This window comes from Halorhabdus amylolytica (assembly GCF_004944975.1).
GTDB classification, from domain to species: Archaea; Halobacteriota; Halobacteria; order Halobacteriales; family Haloarculaceae; genus Halorhabdus; species Halorhabdus amylolytica.
In genome coordinates this window covers 73,871-98,436 of the sequence record NZ_SPQG01000013.1, presented here as the reverse complement: position 1 = coordinate 98,436, position 24,566 = coordinate 73,871, and the positions used below count along the sequence as shown (strand labels likewise).

25 protein-coding genes and 1 pseudogene are annotated in these 24,566 nt (G+C 64.1%); 16 read left to right on the top strand and 10 right to left on the bottom strand.

The annotated features are described in order from the left end of the window. Positions 1-62 precede the first annotated feature (62 nt). On the bottom strand, positions 63-461 hold the full coding sequence (gene tnpA / locus E3374_RS14270) for an IS200/IS605 family transposase (RefSeq protein WP_136689628.1): 399 nt from the start codon (positions 459-461) through the stop codon (positions 63-65). A 53-nt stretch (positions 462-514) separates the two neighbouring features. Here tnpA and E3374_RS14265 point away from each other — a divergent pair, with 53 nt between their 5' ends. The 3 genes and pseudogenes from E3374_RS14265 (at position 515) to E3374_RS14250 (ending at position 4,487) form a co-directional block, all read left to right on the top strand. Beyond that, a complete protein-coding gene (locus E3374_RS14265) occupies positions 515-670 on the top strand; it encodes a DUF2080 family transposase-associated protein (RefSeq protein WP_136689627.1) in 156 nt (51 codons plus the stop codon). Continuing rightward, positions 667-1,995, top strand: a pseudogene (locus tag E3374_RS14260) (RNA-guided endonuclease TnpB family protein). Before E3374_RS14265 ends, E3374_RS14260 begins: the two are co-directional and overlap by 4 nt. A 122-nt stretch (positions 1,996-2,117) precedes the next feature. Next, positions 2,118-4,487 (top strand): DEAD/DEAH box helicase, encoded by a 2,370-nt coding sequence (locus tag E3374_RS14250; protein ID WP_136689637.1) that lies wholly within the window; start codon positions 2,118-2,120, stop codon positions 4,485-4,487. A gap of 19 nt (positions 4,488-4,506) precedes the next feature. Here E3374_RS14250 and E3374_RS14245 read toward each other — a convergent pair whose 3' ends face one another. The 3 genes from E3374_RS14245 to E3374_RS14235 form a co-directional block, all read right to left on the bottom strand. After that, positions 4,507-4,881, bottom strand: coding sequence for a cyclophilin-like family protein (locus E3374_RS14245; protein WP_136689625.1), 375 nt, complete (start codon positions 4,879-4,881; stop codon positions 4,507-4,509). A gap of 39 nt (positions 4,882-4,920) precedes the next feature. Beyond that, complete coding sequence (locus E3374_RS14240) at positions 4,921-5,562, bottom strand: HAD family hydrolase (RefSeq protein ID WP_136689624.1); 642 nt, start codon at positions 5,560-5,562, stop codon at positions 4,921-4,923. Between the two features lie 62 nt (positions 5,563-5,624). Then, on the bottom strand, positions 5,625-6,656 hold the full coding sequence (locus E3374_RS14235; protein ID WP_136689623.1) for a phosphate uptake regulator PhoU: 1,032 nt from the start codon (positions 6,654-6,656) through the stop codon (positions 5,625-5,627). 194 nt (positions 6,657-6,850) lie between these two features. Here E3374_RS14235 and E3374_RS14230 point away from each other — a divergent pair, with 194 nt between their 5' ends. Then, the gene (locus tag E3374_RS14230) at positions 6,851-7,768 is read left to right on the top strand and encodes a PhoU family transcriptional regulator (protein WP_136689622.1); all 918 of its coding nucleotides are present in this window, start codon (positions 6,851-6,853) and stop codon (positions 7,766-7,768) included. Here the strand turns inward: E3374_RS14230 and E3374_RS14225 are convergent. The 4 genes from E3374_RS14225 to E3374_RS14210 are packed head-to-tail and all read right to left on the bottom strand — an operon-like array spanning position 7,765 to position 11,407. After that, positions 7,765-8,430: an LbetaH domain-containing protein gene (locus E3374_RS14225; RefSeq protein WP_136689621.1), complete on the bottom strand. Its 666-nt coding sequence runs from the start codon at positions 8,428-8,430 to the stop codon at positions 7,765-7,767. The genes E3374_RS14230 and E3374_RS14225 overlap by 4 nt on opposite strands. Continuing rightward, positions 8,427-9,524 carry a phosphonate ABC transporter, permease protein PhnE gene (phnE, locus tag E3374_RS14220; RefSeq protein WP_136689620.1) on the bottom strand — a complete coding sequence of 366 codons (1,098 nt, stop codon included), beginning with the start codon at positions 9,522-9,524 and terminating at the stop codon, positions 8,427-8,429. Before phnE ends, E3374_RS14225 begins: the two co-directional genes overlap by 4 nt. Then, positions 9,521-10,324: a phosphonate ABC transporter ATP-binding protein gene (locus E3374_RS14215; RefSeq protein ID WP_136689619.1), complete on the bottom strand. Its 804-nt coding sequence runs from the start codon at positions 10,322-10,324 to the stop codon at positions 9,521-9,523. The genes phnE and E3374_RS14215 overlap by 4 nt, the downstream gene beginning before the upstream one ends. Before the next feature lie 6 nt (positions 10,325-10,330). Continuing rightward, positions 10,331-11,407 (bottom strand): PhnD/SsuA/transferrin family substrate-binding protein, encoded by a 1,077-nt coding sequence (locus E3374_RS14210; RefSeq protein WP_136689618.1) that lies wholly within the window; start codon positions 11,405-11,407, stop codon positions 10,331-10,333. A gap of 220 nt (positions 11,408-11,627) precedes the next feature. On the opposite strand from E3374_RS14210, the gene phnG reads away from it, so the two are divergent. Genes phnG through E3374_RS14165 form a run of 9 tightly spaced genes read left to right on the top strand, consistent with a single transcriptional unit; the run spans position 11,628 to position 19,102 of the window. Further along, entirely contained in the window at positions 11,628-12,071 is a 444-nt protein-coding gene (gene phnG / locus E3374_RS14205; RefSeq protein WP_136689617.1) for a phosphonate C-P lyase system protein PhnG, read from the top strand. Next, entirely contained in the window at positions 12,068-12,616 is a 549-nt protein-coding gene (phnH, locus tag E3374_RS14200; protein WP_136689616.1) for a phosphonate C-P lyase system protein PhnH, read from the top strand. The genes phnG and phnH overlap by 4 nt, the downstream gene beginning before the upstream one ends. After that, on the top strand, positions 12,616-13,764 hold the full coding sequence (locus tag E3374_RS14195; RefSeq protein ID WP_136689615.1) for a carbon-phosphorus lyase complex subunit PhnI: 1,149 nt from the start codon (positions 12,616-12,618) through the stop codon (positions 13,762-13,764). The genes phnH and E3374_RS14195 overlap by 1 nt, the downstream gene beginning before the upstream one ends. Continuing rightward, entirely contained in the window at positions 13,757-14,890 is a 1,134-nt protein-coding gene (locus tag E3374_RS14190; RefSeq protein WP_136689614.1) for an alpha-D-ribose 1-methylphosphonate 5-phosphate C-P-lyase PhnJ, read from the top strand. The genes E3374_RS14195 and E3374_RS14190 overlap by 8 nt, the downstream gene beginning before the upstream one ends. Next, positions 14,887-15,717, top strand: coding sequence for an ATP-binding cassette domain-containing protein (locus tag E3374_RS14185; protein WP_136689613.1), 831 nt, complete (start codon positions 14,887-14,889; stop codon positions 15,715-15,717). The genes E3374_RS14190 and E3374_RS14185 overlap by 4 nt, the downstream gene beginning before the upstream one ends. Then, positions 15,714-16,451: a phosphonate C-P lyase system protein PhnL gene (locus tag E3374_RS14180; protein WP_136689612.1), complete on the top strand. Its 738-nt coding sequence runs from the start codon at positions 15,714-15,716 to the stop codon at positions 16,449-16,451. Before E3374_RS14185 ends, E3374_RS14180 begins: the two co-directional genes overlap by 4 nt. Next, complete coding sequence (locus tag E3374_RS14175; protein WP_136689611.1) at positions 16,448-17,626, top strand: alpha-D-ribose 1-methylphosphonate 5-triphosphate diphosphatase; 1,179 nt, start codon at positions 16,448-16,450, stop codon at positions 17,624-17,626. The genes E3374_RS14180 and E3374_RS14175 overlap by 4 nt, the downstream gene beginning before the upstream one ends. Beyond that, positions 17,623-18,432, top strand: coding sequence for a sugar phosphate isomerase/epimerase family protein (locus E3374_RS14170; RefSeq protein WP_136689610.1), 810 nt, complete (start codon positions 17,623-17,625; stop codon positions 18,430-18,432). Before E3374_RS14175 ends, E3374_RS14170 begins: the two co-directional genes overlap by 4 nt. Further along, entirely contained in the window at positions 18,425-19,102 is a 678-nt protein-coding gene (locus E3374_RS14165) for an HAD family hydrolase (protein WP_136689609.1), read from the top strand. Before E3374_RS14170 ends, E3374_RS14165 begins: the two co-directional genes overlap by 8 nt. An 11-nt stretch (positions 19,103-19,113) precedes the next feature. Here E3374_RS14165 and E3374_RS14160 read toward each other — a convergent pair whose 3' ends face one another. Together E3374_RS14160 and E3374_RS14155 are read right to left on the bottom strand one after the other, a co-directional pair. Next, positions 19,114-19,689 carry an LURP-one-related/scramblase family protein gene (locus E3374_RS14160; protein ID WP_136689608.1) on the bottom strand — a complete coding sequence of 192 codons (576 nt, stop codon included), beginning with the start codon at positions 19,687-19,689 and terminating at the stop codon, positions 19,114-19,116. Positions 19,690-19,823: 134 nt separating this feature from the next. Next, the gene (locus E3374_RS14155) at positions 19,824-20,438 is read right to left on the bottom strand and encodes a thermonuclease family protein (protein WP_136689607.1); all 615 of its coding nucleotides are present in this window, start codon (positions 20,436-20,438) and stop codon (positions 19,824-19,826) included. 90 nt (positions 20,439-20,528) lie between these two features. Here E3374_RS14155 and E3374_RS14150 point away from each other — a divergent pair, with 90 nt between their 5' ends. From E3374_RS14150 to E3374_RS14140, 3 genes are all read left to right on the top strand, one after another. Continuing rightward, positions 20,529-21,284: an endonuclease NucS domain-containing protein gene (locus tag E3374_RS14150; RefSeq protein WP_136689606.1), complete on the top strand. Its 756-nt coding sequence runs from the start codon at positions 20,529-20,531 to the stop codon at positions 21,282-21,284. A gap of 150 nt (positions 21,285-21,434) precedes the next feature. After that, a complete protein-coding gene (gene endA / locus E3374_RS14145; RefSeq protein ID WP_136689605.1) occupies positions 21,435-22,481 on the top strand; it encodes a tRNA-intron lyase in 1,047 nt (348 codons plus the stop codon). 375 nt (positions 22,482-22,856) lie between these two features. Then, on the top strand, positions 22,857-24,503 hold the full coding sequence (locus E3374_RS14140) for a tryptophan--tRNA ligase (RefSeq protein ID WP_248299497.1): 1,647 nt from the start codon (positions 22,857-22,859) through the stop codon (positions 24,501-24,503). Positions 24,504-24,566: the final 63 nt, after the last annotated feature.

Below are 24,566 nucleotides of genomic sequence, written 5' to 3'. Positions count from 1 at the left end.
GTTCCCAGATCACGAGAATCGAAGATTCTCGAACCACTTGACCCCGAGGGTGAAGCCGACACTTAGACGTGTTCTGTCCGCTCGATGTACCGCTCAATCGTTTCTGTTGAGACTGTTCCTGCCGTTCCGATGTAGTACGACTGTTCCCAGAATCCACCACCCCACAGATACTCCTCCAAGAACGACTCGTGCTGTTCCCACATCTCCCGCGCCGTGATGCTCTTGACAGTTCGTACAATCTCGCTCGGGGCGTGCTTCGGATGGGCTGACAAGAACAGGTGTACGTGGTCGGGTGAGATGTGGAGAGACAGTATCTCGTAATCATACTCGTCGCACACGTTGCGAAAACTCGCTTCCAGCGAATCCTCGATGGGTTCGAGAATCGAGTGGCGGTATTTCGGACACCACACGAAGTGGTAGTTGACGTTGTACACTGTGTGATTCGACCGCTTCTCGCCCATATCGAACCCACTCCACCAACACAGTTAAGTATATCCAAAATATATACATAGGTATGGTGAATCGCTTTGAAATCGACGGCGAGGAAGTTCTCGATGGTGAGGTCAAACCGTTCGGGAACAGTGCCCACGTCACCGTTCCTAAACGCTGGCGTGGGGCCGACGTGAAAGTCGTCCGAACCTCAGAACCCGTCAAACAAGACCAAGAATGACCGACGCACAGGCTCTCGTCAAGACGCTGGACTTCCAACTCGACATCCAGAGTGACAACGAGAGTCTGCTGTACGACGCCACCCTCGAAGCCCGCCGGGTGTACAACGAAACTATCCGCCTCGCCAAAGACGGTGTAGACTGGGACGCAATTCCCGACCGTGTGGCCGGCGACGCCAACCTCGTGAAGAACACGACTCAGCGCGTCGTCGCCAAGGCTCTCGGCGCGATGGAGAACTACTACGAGTACGACGACTTCGGCCAGCCAAGTCACACAAAAGATGGCGCGTACCCACTCCGAGCGAACTATGAGGAAGGGTACGATCTGTCGCTCACTGACGAAGGCGACGTGGCGTTCCGCATCAGCGCGAAGCCGTACAACCACGTCAAAGGTGTCCTCAAAGGGAGTGACGCCCACCTCGACATTCTCCAGACCGCACTCGAAAGCGACGAGTGGAAGATTGGGACGGCAGAAGCCCTGTTCCACAACGACAACCCCGAGTTGCACGTCAACGTCACCAACACCGAACAGACCGTTCGAGACAAGCAGGACTCGCGGACGGTCGTCGGTGTGGACGTGAACGAAGACAACGTAGCGTTGACTGCTCTCTCTGAGGATGGTGTCGAGGACACGTTGGTCATCGACTTCCCCGAAATAAAGTTCGAGCGCCACCGCTACTTCACGATGCGGAAGCGCGTCCAGAACGCGGGGAAAGACAGCATCCACGACACGCTGGAAGGGCGTGAGGAACGGTTCGTCCGTGACCGACTCCACAAAGTGAGCCGTCATATCGTGGAGTGGAGCCGTCAGTTCGAGAAGCCGTGCATCGTCTTTGAAGACCTCAAAGAGATGCGCGACAGTATCGACTACGGTACGCGGATGAACCGACGCTTGCACCACCTCCCGTTCCGCGCCCTTCAGTTCTATACGTCGTACAAGGCGTCGTTCAAGGGGATTCCGACCGCGTGGATTAACCCCGAGTACACCAGCCAGCGGTGTCCGATGTGCGGACACACGGAGCGTGCGAACCGTAACAAGAAGCGGTTCAAGTGCAAAGACTGTGGGCATCAAGACCATAGCGACCGTGGTGCAAGCGTCAATATCGCCGTGAAGGGCGTGAAGAAACTCGATTGGAATGTGCCTGCTCTCAACAGCCTTCCCGTTGTTCGGAAGGTGTCGACCGAGAGACGGAGTCTCTCGTGATCCCGAAAATCAGAGATTTTCGGGCGACGACGGCAGGCATCGGGGGCCGTGGACACCCCGACCGTGACCCATCCGACCGTTCGAGGCTATCAGGCCGATGGTCGGATGGGAGTGTCCGACTAACCCACGGGAAGCCTCGGGGTCAAGCCCCGAGGCAGTTCACACCGACCCGCGACAGAAACGCCTATGCACGCCCCGCCCCCGTGTACGAACTACGCGTGGCAGAGCCACTCGAGAGCCGCGAGGTGCCCGTCACCGACGTCTTGCCCGATTTCGCCGACGCGTTCCCCTTCGAGACATTCAACGCGATGCAGGCCGAGACGCTCCCGGCCCTGCTGGAGACCGAGGAGAACGTCGTCGTCAGCGCGCCGACCGCAAGCGGAAAGACCGCCGTTGCCGAGGTCGCCATCGCCAAGACCATCGACACGGGTGGAACGGCCCTCTTCCTGGCCCCCCTCCGGGCGCTCACCAACGAGAAGGAGAGCGAGTGGGAACGCTTCGAGGAGTTGGGCTACTCCGTCTACGTCGTCACCGGCGAACGCGACCTGAACCCGCGCCGGGCTGAGCGGGCGGACGTGCTCGTCATGACCCCCGAGAAGGCCGACTCGGCGACCAGGAAACACGATTCTAGTCGCTACAGCTTCGTCACCGATGTCGACTGCGTCGTCATCGACGAGGTCCACCTGCTGGACGCCGATCGCCGCGGGAGCGTCCTCGAAGTGACGATCTCCCGTCTGCGGCGACTCTGTGACCCCCGGATCGTTGCCCTCTCGGCGACGATGACCAACATCGACGACGTCGCGGAGTGGCTCGATGCACCCCCCGAGAGCACCTTCGCTTTCGGCGACGAGTATCGTCCCGTCCCGCTGAACGCCGACGTCAAGACCTACAGTCACGGTGACAACCCTTTCGCGGACAAGTACCGTCGGCTCTACCGAGCGCTGGACCTCGTCGAACCCCACCTCCGGGAGGACGGCCAGGCCTTGGTGTTCGTCTCCTCCCGGCAGGACACCGTCCAGGCCGCCAAAAAGACCCGCGACGAACTCGCCGAACGAGACATTCCCGTCGGTGCCCGGGGCGACTACGACTTCCACAACGATGCGTCGGATTTGAACAACAACACGCTCCGGCAGTCAGTACTCGACGGCGTCGGCTTTCACCACGCCGGCCTCTCTCGTGAGGACAAGAACCGCGTCGAGGCGTGGTTCCGGGAGGGGAAACTCGATATTCTCTTCTCGACGTCGACGCTCGCCTGGGGCGTCAACCTCCCCGCACGCTGTGTCGTGATCCGCGATACCAAACTGCACGATCCCCTGGAGGGCGAGGTGGACATGAGTCCGCTGGACGTGTTGCAGATGCTCGGGCGTGCGGGGCGGCCGGGCTACGACGACCAGGGCTACGCCTGGGTCATCACCGACCACAGCGACGCCGATCGCTACCGGCGACTCCTCCGGGACGGCAAGGAAATCGAGTCCAGATTGGCGGAGAGTCTCGATTCCCACCTCAACGCCGAGATCGCGATGGGGACGCTTCGGGACCTCGATGACGTGCTGGACTGGCTGGAGACCACCTTCTACTACGTCCGCGCACGGAACGCACCCGATCGATACGAGGCCGCCGGGTCGCTGCGCGAGCAGGCCAGTTCGACGATGCGAGGGCTTGTCGATCGCGGGTTCGTCGAGATGGACGACGATCTCCGGGTCTCGGCGACAGCGCTGGGCCGACTCGCCTCGCGGTTCTACCTCCGGCTGGACACCGCCCGGCACTTCGCCGATCTGGCCGGGGCCGCGAACGAGCAGGAACTCGGCGAGCGTGACGTGCTCACCGTCGTCGCGGGTGCCGGCGAGTTCGACAGCGTCAGCGCCCGGACCGACGAACGTGACGCCGTCAGTGCAGTGCTTGGCGAGGGTAGCGATCCCGAAACGGTCGTCGACGTCGATCTCGATTCGGGCCAGCGGAAGGTCCTGGCGATCCTCGAGGCCAGCACCCGCGGGACGACGCCCGCGGAACTCCAGAGTGACGCCTGGGTCATCCGACAGAACGCGATGCGTCTCCTCGCGGCACTGCGAGCCTTCCTCGACGAGTTCGACGGGTCACGGGCGGCCAACCTCGCCCGACGTGTCGAGGCCAGGGTCGAACACGGGATCGGTGCCGACGCGGTCGGCCTGACGGCCGTCGACGGCGTCGGCTCGGGTCGGGCGAGCAAACTCGCCGCCGAGGGCTTCGCGACGCCCGCCGACGTGGTCGGTGCGGGCGTCGAGGGGCTCGTCGATGCGGGCCTGAGCGAGGGCGTGGCCGAACGTGTCCTCGAAAGTGCGCGTGACTTGCCGGCGGTCGAGATCGAGTGGGGCGAGTTCCCCGAGACGATCGCCCGTGGCGAGAACGAAATGTGTGAGATCTCTGTCCGGAACACGGCCGGCGGTACGCGGGCCGGCGTCCGCGTCACCGTCAACGACGTCGACATGACTGGCAGCGAGACCTACCTCGGCGAGGAGACGCTTCCCGTCGGTGTCTTCGGTAGCGACGCCGACGAACTGGAGTTCGCCGTCGAAGTGACGTTCCCGGAACTCCCGATTCGACCGGTCGTCGAGACGCGGACGGTCGTGGTGGAGTGACTGGGGACGCCGTCGTCCGTCACGCCACCGACTCGATCCGCACCGTCGCGCCGCCATCGAGATCCACCAGCGGATCGACGTCTTCGACCCGTGCCAGCGGCGCGACCGGGGCCGCCGCTTTCGGCGTGTCGTCGGTGCTTGCCGGCGTCGGGCCCCAAAACAGCGTCATCACCTCGCCGCCCTCCCAGTAGGCGATCGTTCCGACCGGGACTTCCTCGTTCGTCGTCTCCGGCTGGCCGTCCAGACTCGCGTCGAAATACAGTTCATCGCCCCACCGGATCGCCTGCCTCACGACCGGGAGCGCGACGGCGAGACTCCCCCGGAGGTCGGGGTTGTCGTCGATCCACTCGGCGTTCAGTGTTCGATCGTCGACTGTGACTTCGAGATCCGTCATTACTCCGGTGTTCGAATGCACGAACCTTGTTGATAGCGGTTAGAGCCGCTCGAGCAACAGGTCCCGCAACTCCTCGACGTCCTCGGCGACGACGTCCGGGACCGAGCGGTCGATGTCGTTGTGGACGCCCGTGAAGCCGATCGTGAACGCACCGGCGGCCGTTGCCGCGCTCGCTCCGTTCGTCGAATCCTCGATCGCGATGCAGTCGGCGGGGTCCTCGCCCGCCAGCCGCGCAGCCCGCTGGTAGACGTCCGGCGCGGGCTTGCCGGCCTCGACGTCGGCGGCGCTGACGATCGCGTCGAAATCGTCTTCGAGATCGAACCGATCCAGGACGACGTCGATCCAGTGGTGGGGCGAAGAGGTCACCAGTGAAACGCCGTGCCCGTCCGCGCGAACGTCACGGAGTAGTTCGGGAACGCCTGCGACGATATCGGCCTCCTCACCGTAGATCTGCCGGCCCGCTTCCTCGAACAGTTCGAGGAACTCCTCGCGGGAGATGGCCGCGCCGTAATTGTCGTCCAGATAGTCGTAGATCTCGCGGTAGTACATTCCGGTCGTCTCCTCCGGTGGCACCGTCTCGTCGGGGACGACTTTCGGATAGATGTCTTCGCCCTCGTGGCGCTTCCAGTGGGCCTCGGAGCTGATTATTACGCCGTCCATGTCACAAAGGATCGCAGTCATATCCGACCGTTCGTCAGCGCGGACAAAGCCGTGGCGGTTCGGAGGCACCGTGAGTGGCGTGACTACCGGGCGTCGACTAGCGCGTCGTCGCCGCAGGTCCGTGTCTCCTGCTGGATTGCGATACCGGCGACGTTGGCCCCGTACTCGGCTGTTCGTCGAATACTATCGAGTACTAATCCGACGACGTAGGCGTGTCGCGGATCGTCGCGGGTGTAGAGATCACGGTCGAGTGATTCGATGTCCGCCGTCAGACGATCGCGAGCCGCAAGCGTTCGGTGTGCCGTCTCGACCCCGCCGTCGTTGAGGATCACGTCGGCGGCGGCGTCGAGGAGTCCCCGGGCTTCGTTCGCGAGCGACTCCACGTTGTCTTCGAGATCCGGCGGTACTGTCGTGTCTTCATCGAGTGCGAACTGCGCGATCTTTTCGGCGTGATCCGCGACGCGTTCGAACTGTCGGCTGGCGTAGAAGTACTCGAACAACACTTCGCGCCCGTCGTTCAGCTTCTCGACTTCCTGGAGGTCAGTCAATGACCGACGGAAGTGTCTGGTCACCATCGCGAAAAGTTTGTCCGCCTCGCTGTCACGGTCGACGACCCGGCGGGCTAGTTCCTCGTCGCCCGTGAGCAGCGCATTGACTGCGTCGCGATGCATACCCAGCGTCACCAGCCGCAACCGGAGGACGGACTTGCGGACGTCGACGTTCTCGGCGTCAATGAGGTTCGTCAACTCGATCCGCGTGTCCGTGACCGACAACAGCTCGAACCCGGATAACTCCGCGACCGCCGCTTCGATGACCGCGCGACGGTCGGCCGAATGGCCGGACCTGTCCAGTAGTGTCACGGAATCGTAGCCGACGGCGTGCATCGCACGGATCCGCTGGGCCACCGCGTCGTCGCTCGCCGTCATGATGTCGACGTCAGTTGATCGCGTCGTAGGCGATCGATCCTCCGTCGTCTCCACCAGCAGCGACCCGTCCGCATTCGGATGCAATCTGAGTACGGAACCCGCATCGATCCCGTGTTCGTTTGCCCAGGCCTTCGGCAGCGAGACTGTATAGGTCGTTCCTCCCGATAGTTGCACTTTCCGCGTCTCCATGCTCGGGCACCCGGACAGGTACGGGGTTAGTGTTTCTATGTGTCGTCCATTCCGATAGTGAGTACTACATATCCGTACGTGACTCGTGTCACCGCCCGGTCGCTCCGTACATCGATCTGCCGAGTCCGGACTATCCGGACCAGTCCCGACTCTCCGTGGGCTACGTCTAATGTCTTTGTCCCTTATTCTCGCGTATGTCCCCCAAATCGTGGCAACGCCCGCTTACGCCAGCCAACGGTGGCCGCGAAGCGACCCGGGCGGCAGTCGTCGAGGCCATCGACCGCACGGCGCCAGAGACAAAAGCCGCCCTGGCCAAGCAGATTGACATCTCCGAACAATATCTTTCGGAGATCCTGCGCTCCCTGAAGGCCGATGGCATCGTGCGGAAAGCCTATACCGTCGACGACGGCGCGCTGTACGACAACGCCGCGACGATCTCGCCCCTGGACAACGCTGGCGCCACGGAGGGGAACAGTGGCCACGAGGTCGACGGGTCGGTGTTCGACCGGGGAACCGCGGTCATCGAACTCCTCGAACGGCTCGAATCCGTCACGACCCGGCAGTTCAGAGCCGCCCAAGCCGCGTTTCTCGGCGAGCCGATTGATACGCCCGCGACGACACTCGAATCACTGACCAACGAGCGCTGGTCGGCCGTCGTCTCGGAGCTGAAATCCGCCACGCTGACCACCGAGTGGCCGGGGAACCGGGTCGCTGCGGACCTCTCGACAATCGCAACGGATCTGGAACTCGTCGGTGATCGGGCGTGCTTCGTGGCCGACATGGTCGACCGCAACGGGGCGAACCCGTCCGGGATTGTCGCCGATCGGCTGGCGGACGTTTTCGAGTCCGGTCGACGTATTAACGAGCACTTCACGGCGATTCTCTTCGACTGTGAACTCACTGCCCACGAACGGTTGCGCGCGGAGGAGGAATCCGTTCATCGGCGTCTCGACGAACTGTTCGAACTCGTCACGGCCGACGATCACGAGATCTACGGCTATCTGGTCTCGATCACGCGAGCGCTCGAACGGGCGATCTACTACTGGGTTGACGCTGCTGAACTTGCCGTGCAGTTGCACGCCGGGATCGCCCCCGGACATCTCGAACCCTAGTCCGAGTTAGCCGTCGGGATGTCCTCGGGGGCGTGGTTACTGAGGAAACGATCGAGGTCCCGAAAATCCGTCAGGCGCTCGGCCACCGTCTCGTGATCCCAGTGCCACCACTCCGTCGCCTCGATTCGGGCCGCGATTTCGGGTGGAAATCGCCGTCTGATTGGCTTAGCCGGCGACCCGGCGACGATCATGTACGGTTCGACATCGTCCGTAACGACGCTGCCCGCGCCCACGACGGCTCCGTTGCCGATTGTCACGTCCGGAAGCACGATCGCGCCGTGGCCGATCCAGACGTCGTGGCCAATCTCGACCGCCTGATCGGCCCGCCACTCGAAGATCGACTCGTCGTCTTCGCCCAGCTCGTATTGTTCTGGCCGATAGGTGAAATGATGGGCCGTTGGTCGGTCGATGGGATGGTTCGGTGGCCCAATACGTGACGCTGTCGCGACACTCACGTACTTGCCAAGATGTGCGTAATCAAGCTGGACGCGCTCCATCAGGTAGGTGTAGTCGTTGATCGAGGAGGCGTGAAGCCGACTACCCTCGTGGATCTCGGTCCAGTCACCCAATTCGCTGTCGGTCATTCGCACGGGATCATGCACTGTAGGTTCGGGTCGGAGTGTCCCGGACCGTTTGGGACCATACGCTTCGACGTCCCTCATGATCGTCGCCCCACCGTCGAGGCAAGGAGCTTCTTGGGGACGTTTGCGAAGGCTTCGAGGACACCCGTCTTCTCGACGGAATCTTCTTCACGGAGCGCGGATCGAACGCGCTGACTGAGGAGTTCTACCGTGCCGGCCAGCAGGAAGATGAGGATGATACACGCCATCATTTCGGTGTAGTGGAACGTCTGGCGCTGGATGTACAGCTCCAACCCGAGACCACCGCCACCGATCAGGCCGAGGCCGATGGCGGCACGGACGTTGTGCTCGATGTCGAAGGCGATCCAGGCGATGAACTGCCGGAACACCTGGCTGAGCATGCCGAAAGAGACGACCTGGGACTTGTTGGCTCCGGTCGAGCGGATCCCCTCGATGGGACCGTCCGCGATCTCTTCCAGTTCGTCGGTAAACAGGCGACCGAGATAGCCGATCGTGTCAACCATGATTGCGAGGGCGGCCGTGAACGTTGTCACACCCGCAAGCGGGATGAGGATGAGGAACCACACGAGCCCCGGGATCGCCCGGATGAGGCTCATCGTCAGTCGGAAGAGGAAATTGAACGGGTACGGGATGACCCGCTCACTGGACATGACCCCGAAAAACAGCGCCAGTGGCATCCCCAGCATCGAGCCGGCGAGTGCGACCGCCAGCGTCTCGAACATCGCACCAGGGACGATCGTTATGCCCTCATAGAACATGGGCGGGAACACGCCCAGTCCGAGCAAACTCCCGCCCATCTCGTAGGTGAGGATCAGGTTCTCCTCCAGCATGAACGCCCAGTACTGCCCCAGATCCACAAACGGGATCCCGACGCCGACGAAGGGGATCGATATTGTCGTCGGCGGGAAGTACTCGGCGAGAGCCTCGATGAACTGTGGCAATTGGGTGAGCAACTCCCCGATCGAGAACCCGATGAGTTCCAGGCTCAACCCGAACAGTACCGCTGTGGCAACGATACCCAGGAAGGTCAGTAGCCGACGTTTCGTCTTCCGGTATTTCAGGGCCGTCAGTTTCTGTTCGGCCGGTGTTTCGCCGACCTCGGCCAGGCCGAGATACGTCCGAACTGGGGCGTCGTCGTGTGGTTTCGTGCTCATTGGGCGAGCACCTGTTCGGTTTCCGGCCCGGGCTCTATCTCCTCGCTCGCCGGGCCATCTCCGTGGGTATCGGCCAGCCCCACCGTGTCAACGTTGCCGTAGAGATCGTCGATCAACTCCGGTGTGAGTTCCGCCCGACGGACATCGAACACCGTCTGGCCGTCGCGTAAGCCGATAAACCGCTCGCCGAAGTGCGCCGCGATGTTGACCTGGTGGAGACTCACGAGCGCTGTCACGTCGTGTTCTGTCGCGGCTTTTTTCAGGTACCCCATGACCGTCTCGGCGCTCGACGGATCGAGACTGGCGACCGGTTCGTCGGCCAGTAACAGTCGCGGGTCCTGCACCAACCCGCGTGCGATCCCGACGCGTTGCTGTTGGCCACCACTCATCTGGGAGACCCGCTGGTGGGCTTCCTCCAGCAACCCGACTGTTTCCAGTGCTTCGAGCGCCTGCAGTTTGTCCTCGCGGGATTGCCACTGCATGAGGCTCCGCAACATCGAGACGTGGCTCAGCGATCCCGTCAACGCGTTCATGTACGCCGAGACGCCTTCGACAAGGTTGTGTTGCTGAAAGATCATCCCGACGTCGGACCGGGACTCCGTGACCACTTCGCCGTCGAGCACGATCGATCCGGACGTCGGCTCGGTGAGCCCGTTGACACACCGAAGGAGCGTCGACTTGCCAGCACCCGACTCGCCAAGCAGGACGGCGAACTCGTCTTCGATCTCGAACGTGACGCCGTCCAGCGCCGTCACGTCGCCGTACTCTTTGGTCAAATCGTCCACAGTGAGCGTACTCATTGGCATTCAGGGTGCGAGACTGATCCCTACCTTGTTCATGCGCTTTCGAATCGGCTGGTAGTCCTCGATCGCTGTGTCCTGCAGTGTCGTGAAGGGGAGATCGTTCTCGTTGTAGTCCGGCGGGTAGTACTGCTTGATCGATTCTTTGTCCGAGTTGAGCAACACGTCGCCGATCTCCTGTTTCTTCGCTGAGTCCCAGGAGGAGCGCGCGTACACAGGCTGTTTCGGAATCGGGAACGACCACCAGATCGGCTTCAGTTTGGGCTTTTCCGTGTCGATCGTGTCGAGGGCCGAGCTTTTGTTGATCACGCGTTCCGGGAACTCGGACTTGAGCTTCTCGGGCACGTGGGGCATGCCGTTGCCACCGTAGGTCGTACAGCCATCGGCCTTTCCCTCGGCGACGCGCTTGACTGCCTGTTCGTGGTCGGACCAGGTGCCGTTGAAATCCGTCGCGGGACCTTTCGGAGCCTCGCCGATGTCGAGCCCGGCCTTCTGCAACGTATACAGTGCGAAGATCGAGCCGCTGGTCGAGAGTCGATCCGCGAACGCCCAGTCTTTGCCCTTCACGTCTGTGCGCTCGTCGATGGAGGAGTCCATCGGGACGAGCATCATCGAGAAGTAAAATGCTGATCCCCCGGTCACCGTCGTCCCGTAGACGTCCATGAGGTCGGGGGCCGAAAGCAACGTCACGTCGTCCATCCCGATCTCGGCCTGTTCGCTTTCGAGCGCCGGTCGGATTGCCGAGTAGTTCAGCGGGACGCGGACGGTGAGGTCGATGCCGTCGACCTTGTCCCTGATGAGGTTTTCCATCGGCTTGTAGCGTCGCTTGGCGTCACTGGGTGTCCCGGGCGTCAGTAGCATCGTGATCTCCTCGGCATTGGGCCCGGGCGTCCCGGTCACGGTCGGCGTTGGGGTGGTTCCGTCGCTGTCGCCGCCGTCACTCCCGCCGCTATCAGTCGTGTTCGAGCCGCCCGAACAGCCGGCCAGACCCATCACGGCTGCGGCCCCGGCCGTGATGAACCCCCGTCGACTGAACCGTCCTGTGCGTCCCGGTCGTCCGTCGCCGCCAGTGCGATCAGACATCGGTCTGGAATCCACAAGTTACCGGAATAACGATTGGCTGGGTAGTGTCCGACGCCGACCACATTCCGGATTGTCGGTCGGGGATCGAACCCGAATCTGCCGGTTCGGTCCAGACGGGTCCGGACTCACTCGTCCGAGCGGGGTACTGAACACACATTCTCGATGGCGAATGGAGAGTACCCAGCGAACCGTTATGGAGGCGCTGTTGGTGCCGTCCGGTATGGAGGATCCGACCGATCGAACCGACCGCTTCGAACTGATCGCAGCGGCCGGGCCAGCCGAACTGGCCGACCTGGCGAACGCTGTCCTGGAAACCGGCCCCAAACTTTCGATTCGTCAGGAGCCTCGGCCCCAGCTGCTCCTCAGCCAGGTACGTGAACCCGTCGAGCGCCGGCCGTTCAATCTCGGCGAGGCCGTCGCGACGCCTGCGGAAGTCACCCTCGACGGCGCGCGCGGCTTCGCGATGGTGCCGGGGAAAGCCGAACGGGCGGCTCTCTCCGGAGCGATCGTCGACGCAGCGGTTGCGGGCGACCATCCGGTCGCCGACGAGGCGACCGAGCGGCTCTCGGCTGTCGGCGAGCGTGACCGTGAGCAACGACGACAGGAGTGGGCCCGGACACGCCACACTGCGGTTGACTTCCGGACGATGGAGGACCAACAATGAGAGCCCTCGGCCTGCATCCCGTGGAGGACACCCGCCGCACGTTCCGGGCACTCCTCTCGGCAATGAGCCGACCGGGGACTGTCGAATCAGTCCCCGCACCGGCCGACCGTGCCGTCGTCTCCACGCTGGTCGACCACGAGATGAGTCTGGCGACCGACGACGACCGGTTGCGCGAGACCCTAGCCAGCCGGGGACGGCTGCATACCCAACCTGTCGAACGGGCTGCAGTCGTCCACGCGACCGATCACACCGGGTGGGACGTCCGTGAGTGCGCTCGCGGAACGCTTTCGGAACCCGCCGACGGGGCGACCGTTATCTATCGCGTCCCGACGATCGTCCCGGAGCCCGACCAGAACGCCGCAACGCTCACACTCACCGGTCCCGGCGTCGACGGCCGGCGGCGGCTCTCGATCGAACTCCCGGAGTCGGAACTCGACGCACTCGCGGCGGCCCAGGATCCGTATCCGCGCGGCGTCGATGCGATCTTCGCCTGCGACGCGCGGATCGCCGCCGTCCCGCGATCGGCGACGCTGGAGGTGGCCTGATGGGCTACGTGGCTGTCACGGCTGGCGAGGAGATCATCGAACGCGCCGAGGACCTCTTCGAGAAACAGCGAACGAGCGGTGAGGACGAGGACATCGGCATCGACCAGCTGGACTCACAGCTCGGCCGGGTTATCGGGCAGGCGATGAGCGAAGCCGGCCTCTACGCCCCCCGACTCGCCGCACTGGCCGTCAAACAGGCCCAGGGCGACACCGTCGAAGCCGCGTTCCTGCTCCGGGCCTACCGCTCGACGCTCGAACGGTTCGACGATCCGGTCACCGCCGATCCCGGCGAGATGATCACCACCCGCCGGGTCTCGCCCGCGTTCAAGGACGTCCCCGGCGACCAGTTGCTCGGTCCGACCAAGGACTACACCCAGCGGTTGCTCGACTTCGATCTCCTCTCGGGCGACCCCGACGATCCCACGGCCGACTGGGACCCCGACGACGCCGGCGAGCCAGAGCGACTGACGAACGTGATGGACCTCCTGCGCGCGGAGAATCTCGTCCCCGACCCCGACCCGCCGACCGACGACGACCCGACGGACACGACGCGGGAGTCGGTCACGCACCCGCCGGACCGGGACGCCGTCCTGCAGGAACTCGCCCGCGGGGAGACCGGTGCTGTCACCGCGCTGGGCTACTCCGCGTTGCGGGGATACGGCCAGGTTCATCCCACGCTCGCTGAGGTCCGGGTGGGCGACCTGCCGGTCCGGATCACCCATCCCTACACTGACGAACCGGCGACGGTCTGTCACGCGACCGTCACGGAGTCCGAGGCGGTCGTGCCCGTCTTCGAGAAACGCGACGACCCGCAGTTCGCCTTCGGATACGGCCTCACCTTCGGGCGCAACGAGCGCAAGGCCGTCGGCATGACGATCCTCGACGCCTCGATCCAGCTGGACGGCAGCGACGAACCTGCCGAGGACGCCGAGTTCGTGCTCGACACGATCGACGGCATGGAGTCCTTTGGCTTCATCGAGCACCTCAAACTCCCCCACTACGTCACCTTCCAGTCGATCCTCGACCGCATCCGGGCGATCCGCGAACGGAACGGGCTGTCGTCGGGTGGTCGCGTGGCTAGGGCGGAACGGGACGACGTCGATTCGCCGCGAGAGCCACCGGTCGCGGAGGTGAGCGACGATGACTGAGGACATCACCGAGGCTGGACCCGCGGCGGTCGAAGACGACCGCGACGGTGGCACGCCGGTCCCGACCGACTCCGTGAGTGTTGCGCTCGACACCGTCCAGGGCGACGGTCTCGCCGGCTACAACTACGCGTACCTCGACGAACACACCAAACGCGAGGTCCGGCGGGCGATGCTGAAGGCCGTCGCGATTCCCGGCCATCAGGTACCCTACGCCTCGCGACCGATGCCGCTGGCCCGCGGTTGGGGGACCGGGGGAATCCAGGCGTCACTGTCGATCCTCGGCCCAGACGACCGTTTCAAAGTGATCGACCAGGGGGCCGACGAGAGCGTCAACGCCGCGAATATCCGCCGGCTGGCCGAACGGACGGCCGCCGTCGAGACGACCACCGACTCGACTGCCGCCGACGTCATCCAGACCCGTCATCGCATCCCCGAGGAGGTTCTGACCGACGACCAGATCCTCGTCCTGCAGGTCCCGATCACCGACCCGCTCCGGAAGATCGACGGGTCGGATGCCGCGAACCGCCGCCGGCACGCCCACGCTAACTACGGGAAGATGTGGGTCCACCTCTACGAGAACGTCGTCGAGTACGGCGAAATCAACATCGCCGCGGCCTATCCCGTGATGGTCGCCGGCCGCTACCTGATGAGCCCTTCCCCGATTCCCCGGTGGGACACCGAGAAACTCGACGACGCCGATCACCTCTCTATTCTCGCCGCCGGTCGAGAAGCCCGGATCTACGCTGTCCCGCCACACACGGACGTCGATCCGCTGGCCTTCGAGGACAGGGAGTTCACGGTCGAGCGCTTCCCCGACCAGGCGTGTCATGCCTGTGGCTCCTCGGATACCTTCCTCGTGGAGGTCTCCGAGACCGCGGGTCCGGAAGCCGACGACGGGACTGACGACGAATCTGGAACAGATGACGCGGCCTTCGAAACGCGCTACGCTTGCAACGACACCAGCTTCTGTGCAAAGCGTCGCGAAACCCCCGATCTTCCGAAGGACCACCACCTCGATCGGTCGGGTGTCGATTGGGGCCCGGCGACACCCGACCACGGCGATGGAGAGCCCCGCGACGACCTGGACAGCGAGGCCGGCGCGTCCCAGCGGGGTGATTCGACGTGACGCTGCTCGAAGCCGAGGGCCTCCGGACGGTCTACGGCGAGGGCTGTTCGGCCTGTCTGGATGCGACGGGCCCGGCCGAAGGCACGAATCAGTGTCCCCATTGCGGGAGCGTCGTCGCCTGTGCCGAGGCCGATCTCTCGGTCGCGGCGGGGGAGGTGCTCGGCATCGTCGGGGAATCGGGGTCGGGCAAATCCAGCCTGGCGGAACTCCTGGCGCTGGAGCACAATCCCGACGCAACGACTGGTGGGACAGTGTCCTACGGTGACCGACCGGGAAACCTCCTCGACGTCGATTACCAGACGCGTCACGATCTCCGGACGGGTGAGATTGCGCTGGTTCACCAGCACATTCGGGACGGGCTCACGCTGGACTTCACAGGTGGTGGCAACGTCGCCGAGAAGCTCCTCTCGGCGGGCTGGCGCTCCTACGCGGACGTTCGCGAGCGCGTCGAGGAACTGTTCGCCGAGACGGAGATCCCGCTCGACCGCATGGACGATCCCACGCACACCTACTCGGGCGGAATGCAACGCCGCGTCCAGATCGCCCGTGCGCTGGCGACCGACCCGGATCTGATCGTCCTCGACGAACCGACGACCGGGCTGGACGTCAGCATCCAGGCGCGCGTCCTCGATACGTTCCGGCGGGTCCAGCGCGAGGAGGGCGTCGCCGCGATCGTTGTCTCCCACGACCTCGGGGTCGTCCGCCTGCTCGCCGACCGGACGCTGGTGATGCGTCACGGTCGGGTCGTCGAGTCGGGGCTGACCGACCGCATCATGGAAGATCCACACCACAACTACACCCAGACGCTCATCAATTCAGTCCTATGACAGCAATCGCGGTCGACGGTCTCGGGAAGACCTTCGACATGCACGTGCTCGACGATCACGAAGTCGTCGGGTTGGCAGACGTCTCGTTCGACGTCCGGGAGGGGGAGTTCCTCGCGGTCGTCGGGGAATCCGGCAGCGGGAAGTCCTCGCTGTTGAAGTGCCTCTACCGGACCTACGAACCGACCGCGGGCGCGATCCACTACTACGGCGACGACCGGATCGTCAACCTGGCAACCTGTGACGACCGGACGGTCATCGCGATGCGTGACGGGACCATCGGCTACGCCTCGCAGTTTCTCGAAGAGATACCGAGAGTTCCCGCGGTCGACGTCGTGGCCCGGCCGCTGATCGAAGACGGGTGTGACACGAAGACGGCTCGGGCCCAAGCGCGGGCACTTCTCTCACGGCTCGACGTCCCCGAACAGCTGTGGGATGCCTATCCGGCGACGTTCTCCGGCGGCGAGCGCCAGCGAGTCAATCTGGCACAGGCCCTGGCACCGAACCCCGACGTGCTCTTACTCGATGAACCGACCAGCGCGCTCGACCCTGGGACTCGCCGGGCAGCGATCGATCTGCTGGAGACGTATCTCGACGAGTCGACGACCGTGATCGGTGTCTTTCACGATACTGACGTGGTTCGGACGGTTGCCGACCGGATTCTCGTCCTTGCGGACGGCCGACTCGAACGGATCGCCCCGGTCGAGGCCCTCGATCGGGAGGTGCTCGTCGGATGAGTTCACTGACCCAGACTACGGAACCCATCCGTGCGATCGTCGGCGGCCGCGTCGTGACACCCGACAGTGTGATCGACGGTGGGGTCACGATTGCCGGCGATCGGATCGTCGACGTCGGTGACGTCGAGCGCGTCGCGGACGCAGAGACCGTGATCGAGGCCGACGGACGGCTGATCGTCCCCGGGCTGATCGACCTCCACGGCGATGACATCGAGCGCCACCTCTTCCCGCGATCCGGAGCCCGCATGGACACGGACCTGGCGCTGGCATCGGCCGATCGGGCGACGATCTCCGCGGGTATCACAACCAAGTTCCACGCCATCGCCTTCGAGATGGACGAGGAGGATGACCGCTCGCCAGAACTCGCGACGACGATCACCGACGCGATCGCCGATGCCGACGATCTCCTCGCGGATCACCGTCTCCACGCCCGGTGTGAAGTCACCCAGCAACACAGCGTCGACGCGGCGCTCGAAGTGATCGAGCGCGGCGGGCCGGACCTGGTCTCGGTGATGAGTCACATCCCCGGAAAGGGCCAGTTTCGTGACGTCGAAGCGTTCAAGCAGTACTACCAGGTAGACAACGACCGCACGCTCGACGAGGCCGAGGCGCTCATCGAGGACCGGTCTTCACTCTCGATGGAAACGATCCGTGAGCGAGTCGATCGTGTCATCGAGGCCGCTCACGGTGCCGGCGCAGTGACGGCCTCGCACGACGACGAGAATCCTGCAGAGATCCACCGCCTCAACGCGGCTGGCGTCGACGTCAGCGAGTACCCGATCACACTTGAGACTGCCCGGGCAGCGGCCGATGCCGGCATGGCGACGGCGATGGGGGCCCCCAACCTCGTCCGTGGCGAAAGTCAATGGGGCAATCTCGCGACGGCCGACGCCATTGACGCCAGCGTCTTGGACATCCTGGTCGCCGATTACCACCCGCCGTCACTGCTTGCCGCACCCTTCGTCGACACCGGGGAGTCCTTACCTCGAAGACTCCGACGGGTCACCAAAGCGCCAGCTGAGGCAGTCGGTCTTTCCGATCGCGGCCGGATCGAAGCCGGTGCTCGGGCCGACCTGCTGGTCGTCGATCCGGACCCGGCGCCGACAGTCGCCCGCGCATTCGTCGCTGGCCAGCCCGTCTACCGTGCGGATCCGACAGCAGGAGGTGACCGATGACGGACCCGTCAGTGGGCGCCGCCATGGACGTCCGCTTTGGCACCACTGTCGAAGGGTTCATGGAATACGTCACGGCTCTCGGCCTCGACCACGTCGAGTTCAAACGCGAATATCTGGCAGGCCACCCAGACACGCCCGACCCGGGACGCATTGCCGAACTCGCCGAGGAGTATGGCGTTTCGATCACCTACCACGCGCCGTTCCGGAACTGGAACCCCGGGAGCTTCGACGACACTGTCCGGCGCGATTCCGTAGCTCGGGTCAAGCGAACGCTGGAGGCCGCTGCCATCGCTGGCGCGGAAGCCGTCGTCGTTCACGGTGGCTCCGTTCCCCATCGCTACCCTGACTGGGTGCGTGCATGCAGCCGCGAGCAGGCTCGCCGATCACTGGCTGAATGTGCCGAGTACGCCCAGTACGTCGGCGTCCCGTTGGCCGTCGAGAACCAGCCACGCCACGATGAGAAACGCCGCTACACCACGACGCCCGATGAGCTCGCGACGCTTCTGGACTCGGTTGATGTCCTCGATGAGTATCTCGGGGTGACGCTCGACGTTGGCCACGCTGCAGTCAGCGACGAGGACTGGCGTGCGTTCGTCGATCGATTCGGGGACCGCATTCGTGTCTGCCATCTCCACGAGAACGATGGCACCAGTGATCAGCACGAACCGCTTCCGGATCATGGTCGATACCTCGAAGAGATCCCTGCAGATCAGTTCGTCTTCGAGATGAAGTCCGTGGCTGATGTCGGGAGTTGCGTTCCAAGCGCTGAGGCCCCACCCGAGCCGGTGGTGCGTATCGATGAGTGACGTCGATATCGCCTACGATGCCGTCGTCTTCGACATGGATGGCGTCATCGTCGAACCGACGGACAGGGACGTTTTGGTCGATGCCGTCTGTGCGGCGTTCGAATCCTTCGGGATGGATGTCCATCGTGAGTTTGCCCGCAAGACCGTCCTCAACGACGCCATCCCGGTCGAGACGATCCGCGAATACGGTCACGATCCGGAGGCAGTCTGGCACACACGCGAACTCGAAGCGAGTCTCGCCCAGCAAGCCCACGTTCGGAACGGCGGCAAACCCGTCTACGACGACGTGACTGCCCTTGATCGACTCGACGTGCCACTGGGCTTGGTCAGCAACAACCAGCAGGCAACCGTCGCATTCCTGTTGGCCCACCACGATCTGCAGTGTTTTGACACCGCCTACGGTCGCGCGCCGACCCTATCTGGGGCCGCACGGCGCAAGCCCGAACCCGATTACCTCGAGGCGGCGCTTTCCGATCTCGACGCGACTCGGGCAGTCTACGTCGGCGACAAGCCAGACGACATCGTGGCCGCAGATCGGGCGGGGATCGACAGTGTTCACCTCCGGCGCGACCCCGGGACGACGGATTCGTCCCAGGTCGAACCGACCTATACGGTCTCGGAGCTGACGGAGTTGGCTGCGGTCATCTCGGGCGCCACGGCCCAAGCGTGACGGACGCCGACTCAGTTCCCCTGGATCGCGTCGATGACCATCGCGGCGGCCACGATCGGCTCGTTGGGAACGTCACTCGTATCATCGAGGACGATATCGTACTCGTCTTTGAGGGAGAATTGGCCCTCGATCTGCCCGACGTGATCGCCCTCAACGTCCGTGATCTCGTATTGATGCGGGATCCAGCCGCCGAAGGGAACAAGGTTCCGAGCTAGCGTTACTGCTGGCCCCCTGGAGTTGATCTCGGCGAGTTTTCGTTCGTCCTGAGCGTCGCGGATTTTCCACGTGTCCTGGAAGAGTGAGTAATCGTTGTCGAGAATGACGATCTCCTCGCCGGTCTGGGCGTCGCTGAGGACGTAGTCACCGGCGACATCGAGGATGCTACCCGCCTTGACAACGAAAACGTCGTTGCCATCGGCGTCGACGAACGGTATCTCCTCTTTCATCTTGAACATCTTCTGTTTGCCCCGCAATACGACGTTCCCGTTGGCGTCCTCGGCCCGGTACTTGTTGCGGATCAGGGCCTGCACGACGCGATAGCGATTTTCGCGTAGTTCGATTCCGTGGATGTCGTACTCGCTGGACATGTCAATAGACCCTCCCCGCGCACGGTTAAAACCACCCACCGCCTTGAGATGCGCCCATCGGATTTTCACAGGTCTTGGGTCGATGTTGCGGACAACCAATGCCGGACACTCCAGCGGACCTCGACTGGCGAGTATCAGTCCGTTCCGAACCCCCAGATGCCCCGATCGGCCGCCTGCGCTCGCGCCTCGGCGTCGCTGAACCGGCCGTACAGAGCGAACGCCGTCTCGTAGCGTCGGGCGTACCCACCTTCCAGCAATTGCTCGCCGAAGACCTCACCGTCTATCACCACGTAGACGAGCAACCGTCCGTACCCGCCGCGTCGACCCGCTGCCCCGTCGGTGACGATCCGGACGTCCTGGCCGGCCAGTCGCTGCTGGGCGAACGCACTCGCGTTATCGGCCCACCCGGCGAGCCACGCACGACCGGCAGCCGTCTCGGGAATCCCGTCCCACTCGGCGGGCGTTACCCCGGCGTAAGGCTCGGGCGTGTCCACGCCAAGCAACCGGATCGTCTCGCGGGTCCCGTTCGTGTATTCGATTTCCATCGTATCGCCGTCGATCACGTCAACGACCGTGACCGTCCAGCTATCGCCCGACGGAAGCGTCGTCGCGGTCGCGCCGTCGAGCGGGGATTCCACCACCGGGGCATCGCTGGGCGGTGCTGTGGTCGCGTCGGGCTGGCCGCCCGGCAGCCCCGAACAGCCCGCGAGGGCGACCAACGCGATCACGACCACGAGACGACCGTCCATGGCGGGGTAGTTGAGCGCCAACGATAGGAACCTTCGGACTCGGACGCCACCGGCCGCGCGTTTATACCGGAAGGGGCGGCCAACGGGCGTATGCACGATGGCATTCACGTCGTCGCCGGGGAGTGTACGACCACTTTCGACGGCTCGCGCGTCCGCGAACACGAACAGCGCGGCCAGGTCCTGGTCGTCGTCAAGCCCGACAACACTGTCCTGGTCCACGACGCGGAGGGCTACCAGCCGGTCGCCTGGCTCACCCGCGCCGAGACGGTAACCATCGAGGGCACCCACCTCGCGGCTATCGACGGCGACCAGCGCCTCGAAGTCGCTATCCACGAAGAGACGGTCAGCGGCCGCTACCCTGCCAGCGCTGCCGGGACGCCGGTCGGCGAGTGTCCGGACTGCGGGGACGCCCTCGTCCGCGTCGCCGATGCCGTCGTCTGTACGGGCTGTGACGCCCGGCACGGACTGCCTGGGGACGCCGAGGTGCTCGACGAGCACTGTGACTGTGGCCTTCCGACGATGCGCGTCGAGCGCGGTCGTGCGTTCGAAGTCTGTGTCGATCGCGAGTGTGAATCGATGGACGAGGCTGTTACCGAGGTGTTCGATCGCGAGTGGGACTGTCCGAATTGTGAGGGTGACCTCCGGATCCTCCGCCGGGGTGGTTTGCTGGCGGGCTGTGAGCACTATCCCGACTGTGACACCGGCTTTGCCTTTCCGGCAGGCGTCGTAGTAGAGGAGTGTGTCTGTGGCCTCCCGCTGTTCGAAACCGCCGGGGGTAAACGCTGTCTGGATGCGACTTGCGAAGCTTGGCGGAACGATTCGACAGCAGTGCGGACCGAACCGTGACGACCGTACCCGTCGAACCGTGACGACCGTACCCGTCGAACCGTGACAACAGTGTTGGCCGAATCTTGATGGGCGCTCGTGGAATGGCTCTCACGTCGGTTTTCGAGTGCCGATCGTAGCCCCTTTGCCCACCCGCGGGGACGTCGACCTATGGAACTGGTCCTGGAAAACGGGGTGGTCCGCGGGGGCAGCGATGCCCGCGAGCGCTTCTACGACTCGCGTGGGTACGGTCGGGTGGAGGCCAGCGGACTGGTGTTGGCACCCGTCGAGGCCGCCCACTTGCTCTACCGGGGTGACGTCGAGGCCGTCCGGGACGGCGCAAGCGGCGACTCCCTGGATTTCCGAGCCCTGCTGTCCTCGGCAGCAGTCTCGGAGATCGCCGTCCTCGTCTACAAGGACCTCCGGGATCGGGGGTTTTACCTCTCACCAGCCTGCGAGGGTTGGGTCGAGGATCCGGCAGGGGCGGACTTCGTCGTCTATCCCCGTGGGCAGGGACCCTGGGACGACGCCGTTGCCTATCGCGTGCGAGCGGAAAGCGAGCGAACAGACGTCTCCGCGGCGTCGCTGGGGGATACCGTCCTGGCCGTCGTCGACGAGGAGTCGGCGATCACCTACCTCGAAACCGCCCACCCCGACATCGAGGGGTCGACGACGGTCGACCTGCCGACCGGCGTCGGGGCCGACCTGCTTGGCGATCGCGTGTTGGTCTGGGATCCGCCCGAAGCACTCTATCACAAGGGGTTCTACGGACAGCCACTGGACGACGAGACTGGCAAGCCCCTGCAACTCTCGCTGGTCGAGGCCGCCGCACTGGCCGGTCGGGGTGTGCTCGACGTGCAGGGTGGCGCAGACGCGATCGTCGAGTGCGGTCGCGAGGTCGAAGGCGAGCGCTTCGATCGCCGGCTGGCGGTGTATCGGACACTCCGGGACCGGGGGGTCGTCCCCAAGACGGGCTACAAGTTCGGCGCGGACTTCCGGACGTACGCCGACGTCGAGAGCGTCGACTCGCTGGGTCACTCCGAGTTACTCGTTCGCGTATTGCCCGCCGATCACGCCTTTACCCCGCGCGATCTCGCGCTGGACGTCCGACTGGCCCACGGCGTGCGCAAGCGGATGGTCTTCGCGCTGGTGACCGACGCTGACGCCAGCAGTGAGCCCCGCATCGAGTGGCTCGAAGTCGGTCGATTGACACCGTAGACGCGCTGAACGGCCGTCCGTCCTCGCGTCACTGGTCGTCCGGACTCGTTTCGTTCATACGATTGCTACGGATCACCGAGTCATATGTTTCTACAACCGGACATATTGGCTTACTGGCGTTGTCTTGCTCGTCGAGTCGTTTCGCTGAGCTTCGATTTACTCTCGGGCGTGTCGTCTCACAACAGTTAAACCCCTGCTGGTGGAGACGTACGCACATGGCGTCCACTTCTCCCGACGTCCGTCGCTGGCACCCCCGGGAAGTGGACAGTGTCGCCGTCCCCGGCTGGCGGGCCTAACTCGCCGCCCGGCGGGCGATGCTCACTCCGCTTTCTCGGCCCGGTGGCTTCGGGATTCGACCACACAAGTACGATAGCAATGACGCGAGACACACACATCGACGACGAACTGACCGATTGCGACCCGACAGACGACGAACAGACAGCCGACCGAGGACGTGAGCCGACTAACTCTGAAACGCGCACCGACGGCGGAACGCGAGCCGAGGGGGCTGACGACACGACGCTGGATCCGTGGGGCTCCTCGACGGTCGCCGACTACCGCAACCTCTTCGAGGAGTTCGGCATCGAGGAGTTCGACGAAGTGCTCCCGGAAGTGCCCGATCCCCACTACCTGATGCGCCGCGGGGTCATCTTCGGTCACCGCGATTACCGACCGGTCGCCCGGGCCATGCGCGAGGACGACCCCTTCGCCGTACTCTCGGGCTTCATGCCCACCGGAGACCCCCATATCGGCCACAAACTCGTCTTCGACGAGATCATCTGGCACCAACGCCAGGGCGGGGACGCCTACGGACTCATTGCCGATCTGGAGGCCCACGCCGCCCGTGGCCTCACGTGGGAGGAGATCGACGAACACGCCAGGGACTACATTCTCTCGCTGCTCGCGCTTGGCTTCGATCCGGAGGAGGGAACCCTCTATCGGCAGTCGGCTAACCGCGAACTGCAGGATCTGGCGTTCGAACTCGGCGCGGAAGCGCGCTTCGCCGAGTTCCAGGGGATCTACGGTTTCGACGGCGAGACCGACGTCAGCCACATGCAAAGCGTCGTGACACAGATCGCCGACATCCTCTACCCGCAACTCGACGAGCCGAAACCGACCGTCATCCCCGTCGGCCCGGACCAGGATCCCCACATGCGCCTGGCGCGGGACGTGGCCGCCCGGATGCGATATTTCGGCGTCACCGAGGCTTACGCTTCCTTCGAGACCGACGACGAGGAACGCCAACTCATCGCCGAGGCTTACGAGACGCTCTCCGAGCAACACCCTGACCAGACCGTTCGGTGTGGTGACGCCGCCACCTACCTCGACAACGGGCGGGACCGGGACGCCACTGATCCCGACACGATGGCGGTCGATCGGGTCATCACGATGCTCCGAGAGACCGGCAAGGAACCACTTCGGCCCCGGGTCCGGTTCCTCGACCGCAACGCCACCGAGGAAGCCTTCGAGGCGCTGATCGAGGCCATCGACGGCGAGAAGCGCGTCTACGACGAACACATCGACGCATTCGAACTGGATCGAGCGGCCGCCGAGGAACTCGCTCGCACGGTCGAACTCGATCACGGCGGATACGGCTTTCTGGCTCCCTCTTCGATCTATCACCGCTTCATGACTGGCCTCACCGGTGGGAAGATGTCTTCCTCCGTGCCGGCGAGTCATATCTCTCTGCTTGACGACCCGGAGGACGGCTACGACAAAGTCCGGGCGGCGACGACGGGTGGGCGCGAGACCGCGGAGGAACAGCGCGAACTCGGCGGAGAACCCGACGAATGTCCGGTCTACGAGCTGTACGCCTATCTGCTCGCAGATGATGACGACGAACTCGCGACGACGGTCTACGAGGAGTGTGCCGGTGGCGAACGGCTCTGTGGGGGCTGCAAGGAGCAGGCCGCCGAACTGATGGCGGAGTTCCTCGAAACCCACCAGGAAAAACGCGAGGAGTGGGCCGAGAAACTCGACGAACTGGACATCTCCTTCGATTCCGATCGGAAACGGGCGTGACTACCGAGGCGGACCGATTGCGGCGCGCCATCGCGGGAGATGCCGGGATTGAGTCGGCAAGCG

Coding starts and splice junctions, on each gene's coding strand:
- tnpA (WP_136689628.1), bottom strand. CDS start 461: ATGGGCGAGAAGCGGTCGAATCACACAGTGTACAACGTCAACTACCAC.
- E3374_RS14265 (WP_136689627.1), top strand. CDS start 515: ATGGTGAATCGCTTTGAAATCGACGGCGAGGAAGTTCTCGATGGTGAG.
- E3374_RS14245 (WP_136689625.1), bottom strand. CDS start 4,881: ATGACGGATCTCGAAGTCACAGTCGACGATCGAACACTGAACGCCGAG.
- E3374_RS14240 (WP_136689624.1), bottom strand. CDS start 5,562: ATGACTGCGATCCTTTGTGACATGGACGGCGTAATAATCAGCTCCGAG.
- E3374_RS14235 (WP_136689623.1), bottom strand. CDS start 6,656: ATGGAGACGCGGAAAGTGCAACTATCGGGAGGAACGACCTATACAGTC.
- E3374_RS14230 (WP_136689622.1), top strand. CDS start 6,851: ATGTCCCCCAAATCGTGGCAACGCCCGCTTACGCCAGCCAACGGTGGC.
- E3374_RS14225 (WP_136689621.1), bottom strand. CDS start 8,430: ATGAGGGACGTCGAAGCGTATGGTCCCAAACGGTCCGGGACACTCCGA.
- phnE (WP_136689620.1), bottom strand. CDS start 9,524: ATGAGCACGAAACCACACGACGACGCCCCAGTTCGGACGTATCTCGGC.
- E3374_RS14215 (WP_136689619.1), bottom strand. CDS start 10,324: ATGAGTACGCTCACTGTGGACGATTTGACCAAAGAGTACGGCGACGTG.
- E3374_RS14210 (WP_136689618.1), bottom strand. CDS start 11,407: ATGTCTGATCGCACTGGCGGCGACGGACGACCGGGACGCACAGGACGG.
- phnG (WP_136689617.1), top strand. CDS start 11,628: ATGGAGGATCCGACCGATCGAACCGACCGCTTCGAACTGATCGCAGCG.
- phnH (WP_136689616.1), top strand. CDS start 12,068: ATGAGAGCCCTCGGCCTGCATCCCGTGGAGGACACCCGCCGCACGTTC.
- E3374_RS14195 (WP_136689615.1), top strand. CDS start 12,616: ATGGGCTACGTGGCTGTCACGGCTGGCGAGGAGATCATCGAACGCGCC.
- E3374_RS14190 (WP_136689614.1), top strand. CDS start 13,757: ATGACTGAGGACATCACCGAGGCTGGACCCGCGGCGGTCGAAGACGAC.
- E3374_RS14180 (WP_136689612.1), top strand. CDS start 15,714: ATGACAGCAATCGCGGTCGACGGTCTCGGGAAGACCTTCGACATGCAC.
- E3374_RS14175 (WP_136689611.1), top strand. CDS start 16,448: ATGAGTTCACTGACCCAGACTACGGAACCCATCCGTGCGATCGTCGGC.
- E3374_RS14170 (WP_136689610.1), top strand. CDS start 17,623: ATGACGGACCCGTCAGTGGGCGCCGCCATGGACGTCCGCTTTGGCACC.
- E3374_RS14165 (WP_136689609.1), top strand. CDS start 18,425: ATGAGTGACGTCGATATCGCCTACGATGCCGTCGTCTTCGACATGGAT.
- E3374_RS14160 (WP_136689608.1), bottom strand. CDS start 19,689: ATGTCCAGCGAGTACGACATCCACGGAATCGAACTACGCGAAAATCGC.
- E3374_RS14155 (WP_136689607.1), bottom strand. CDS start 20,438: ATGGACGGTCGTCTCGTGGTCGTGATCGCGTTGGTCGCCCTCGCGGGC.
- E3374_RS14150 (WP_136689606.1), top strand. CDS start 20,529: ATGCACGATGGCATTCACGTCGTCGCCGGGGAGTGTACGACCACTTTC.
- endA (WP_136689605.1), top strand. CDS start 21,435: ATGGAACTGGTCCTGGAAAACGGGGTGGTCCGCGGGGGCAGCGATGCC.
- E3374_RS14140 (WP_248299497.1), top strand. CDS start 22,857: ATGACGCGAGACACACACATCGACGACGAACTGACCGATTGCGACCCG.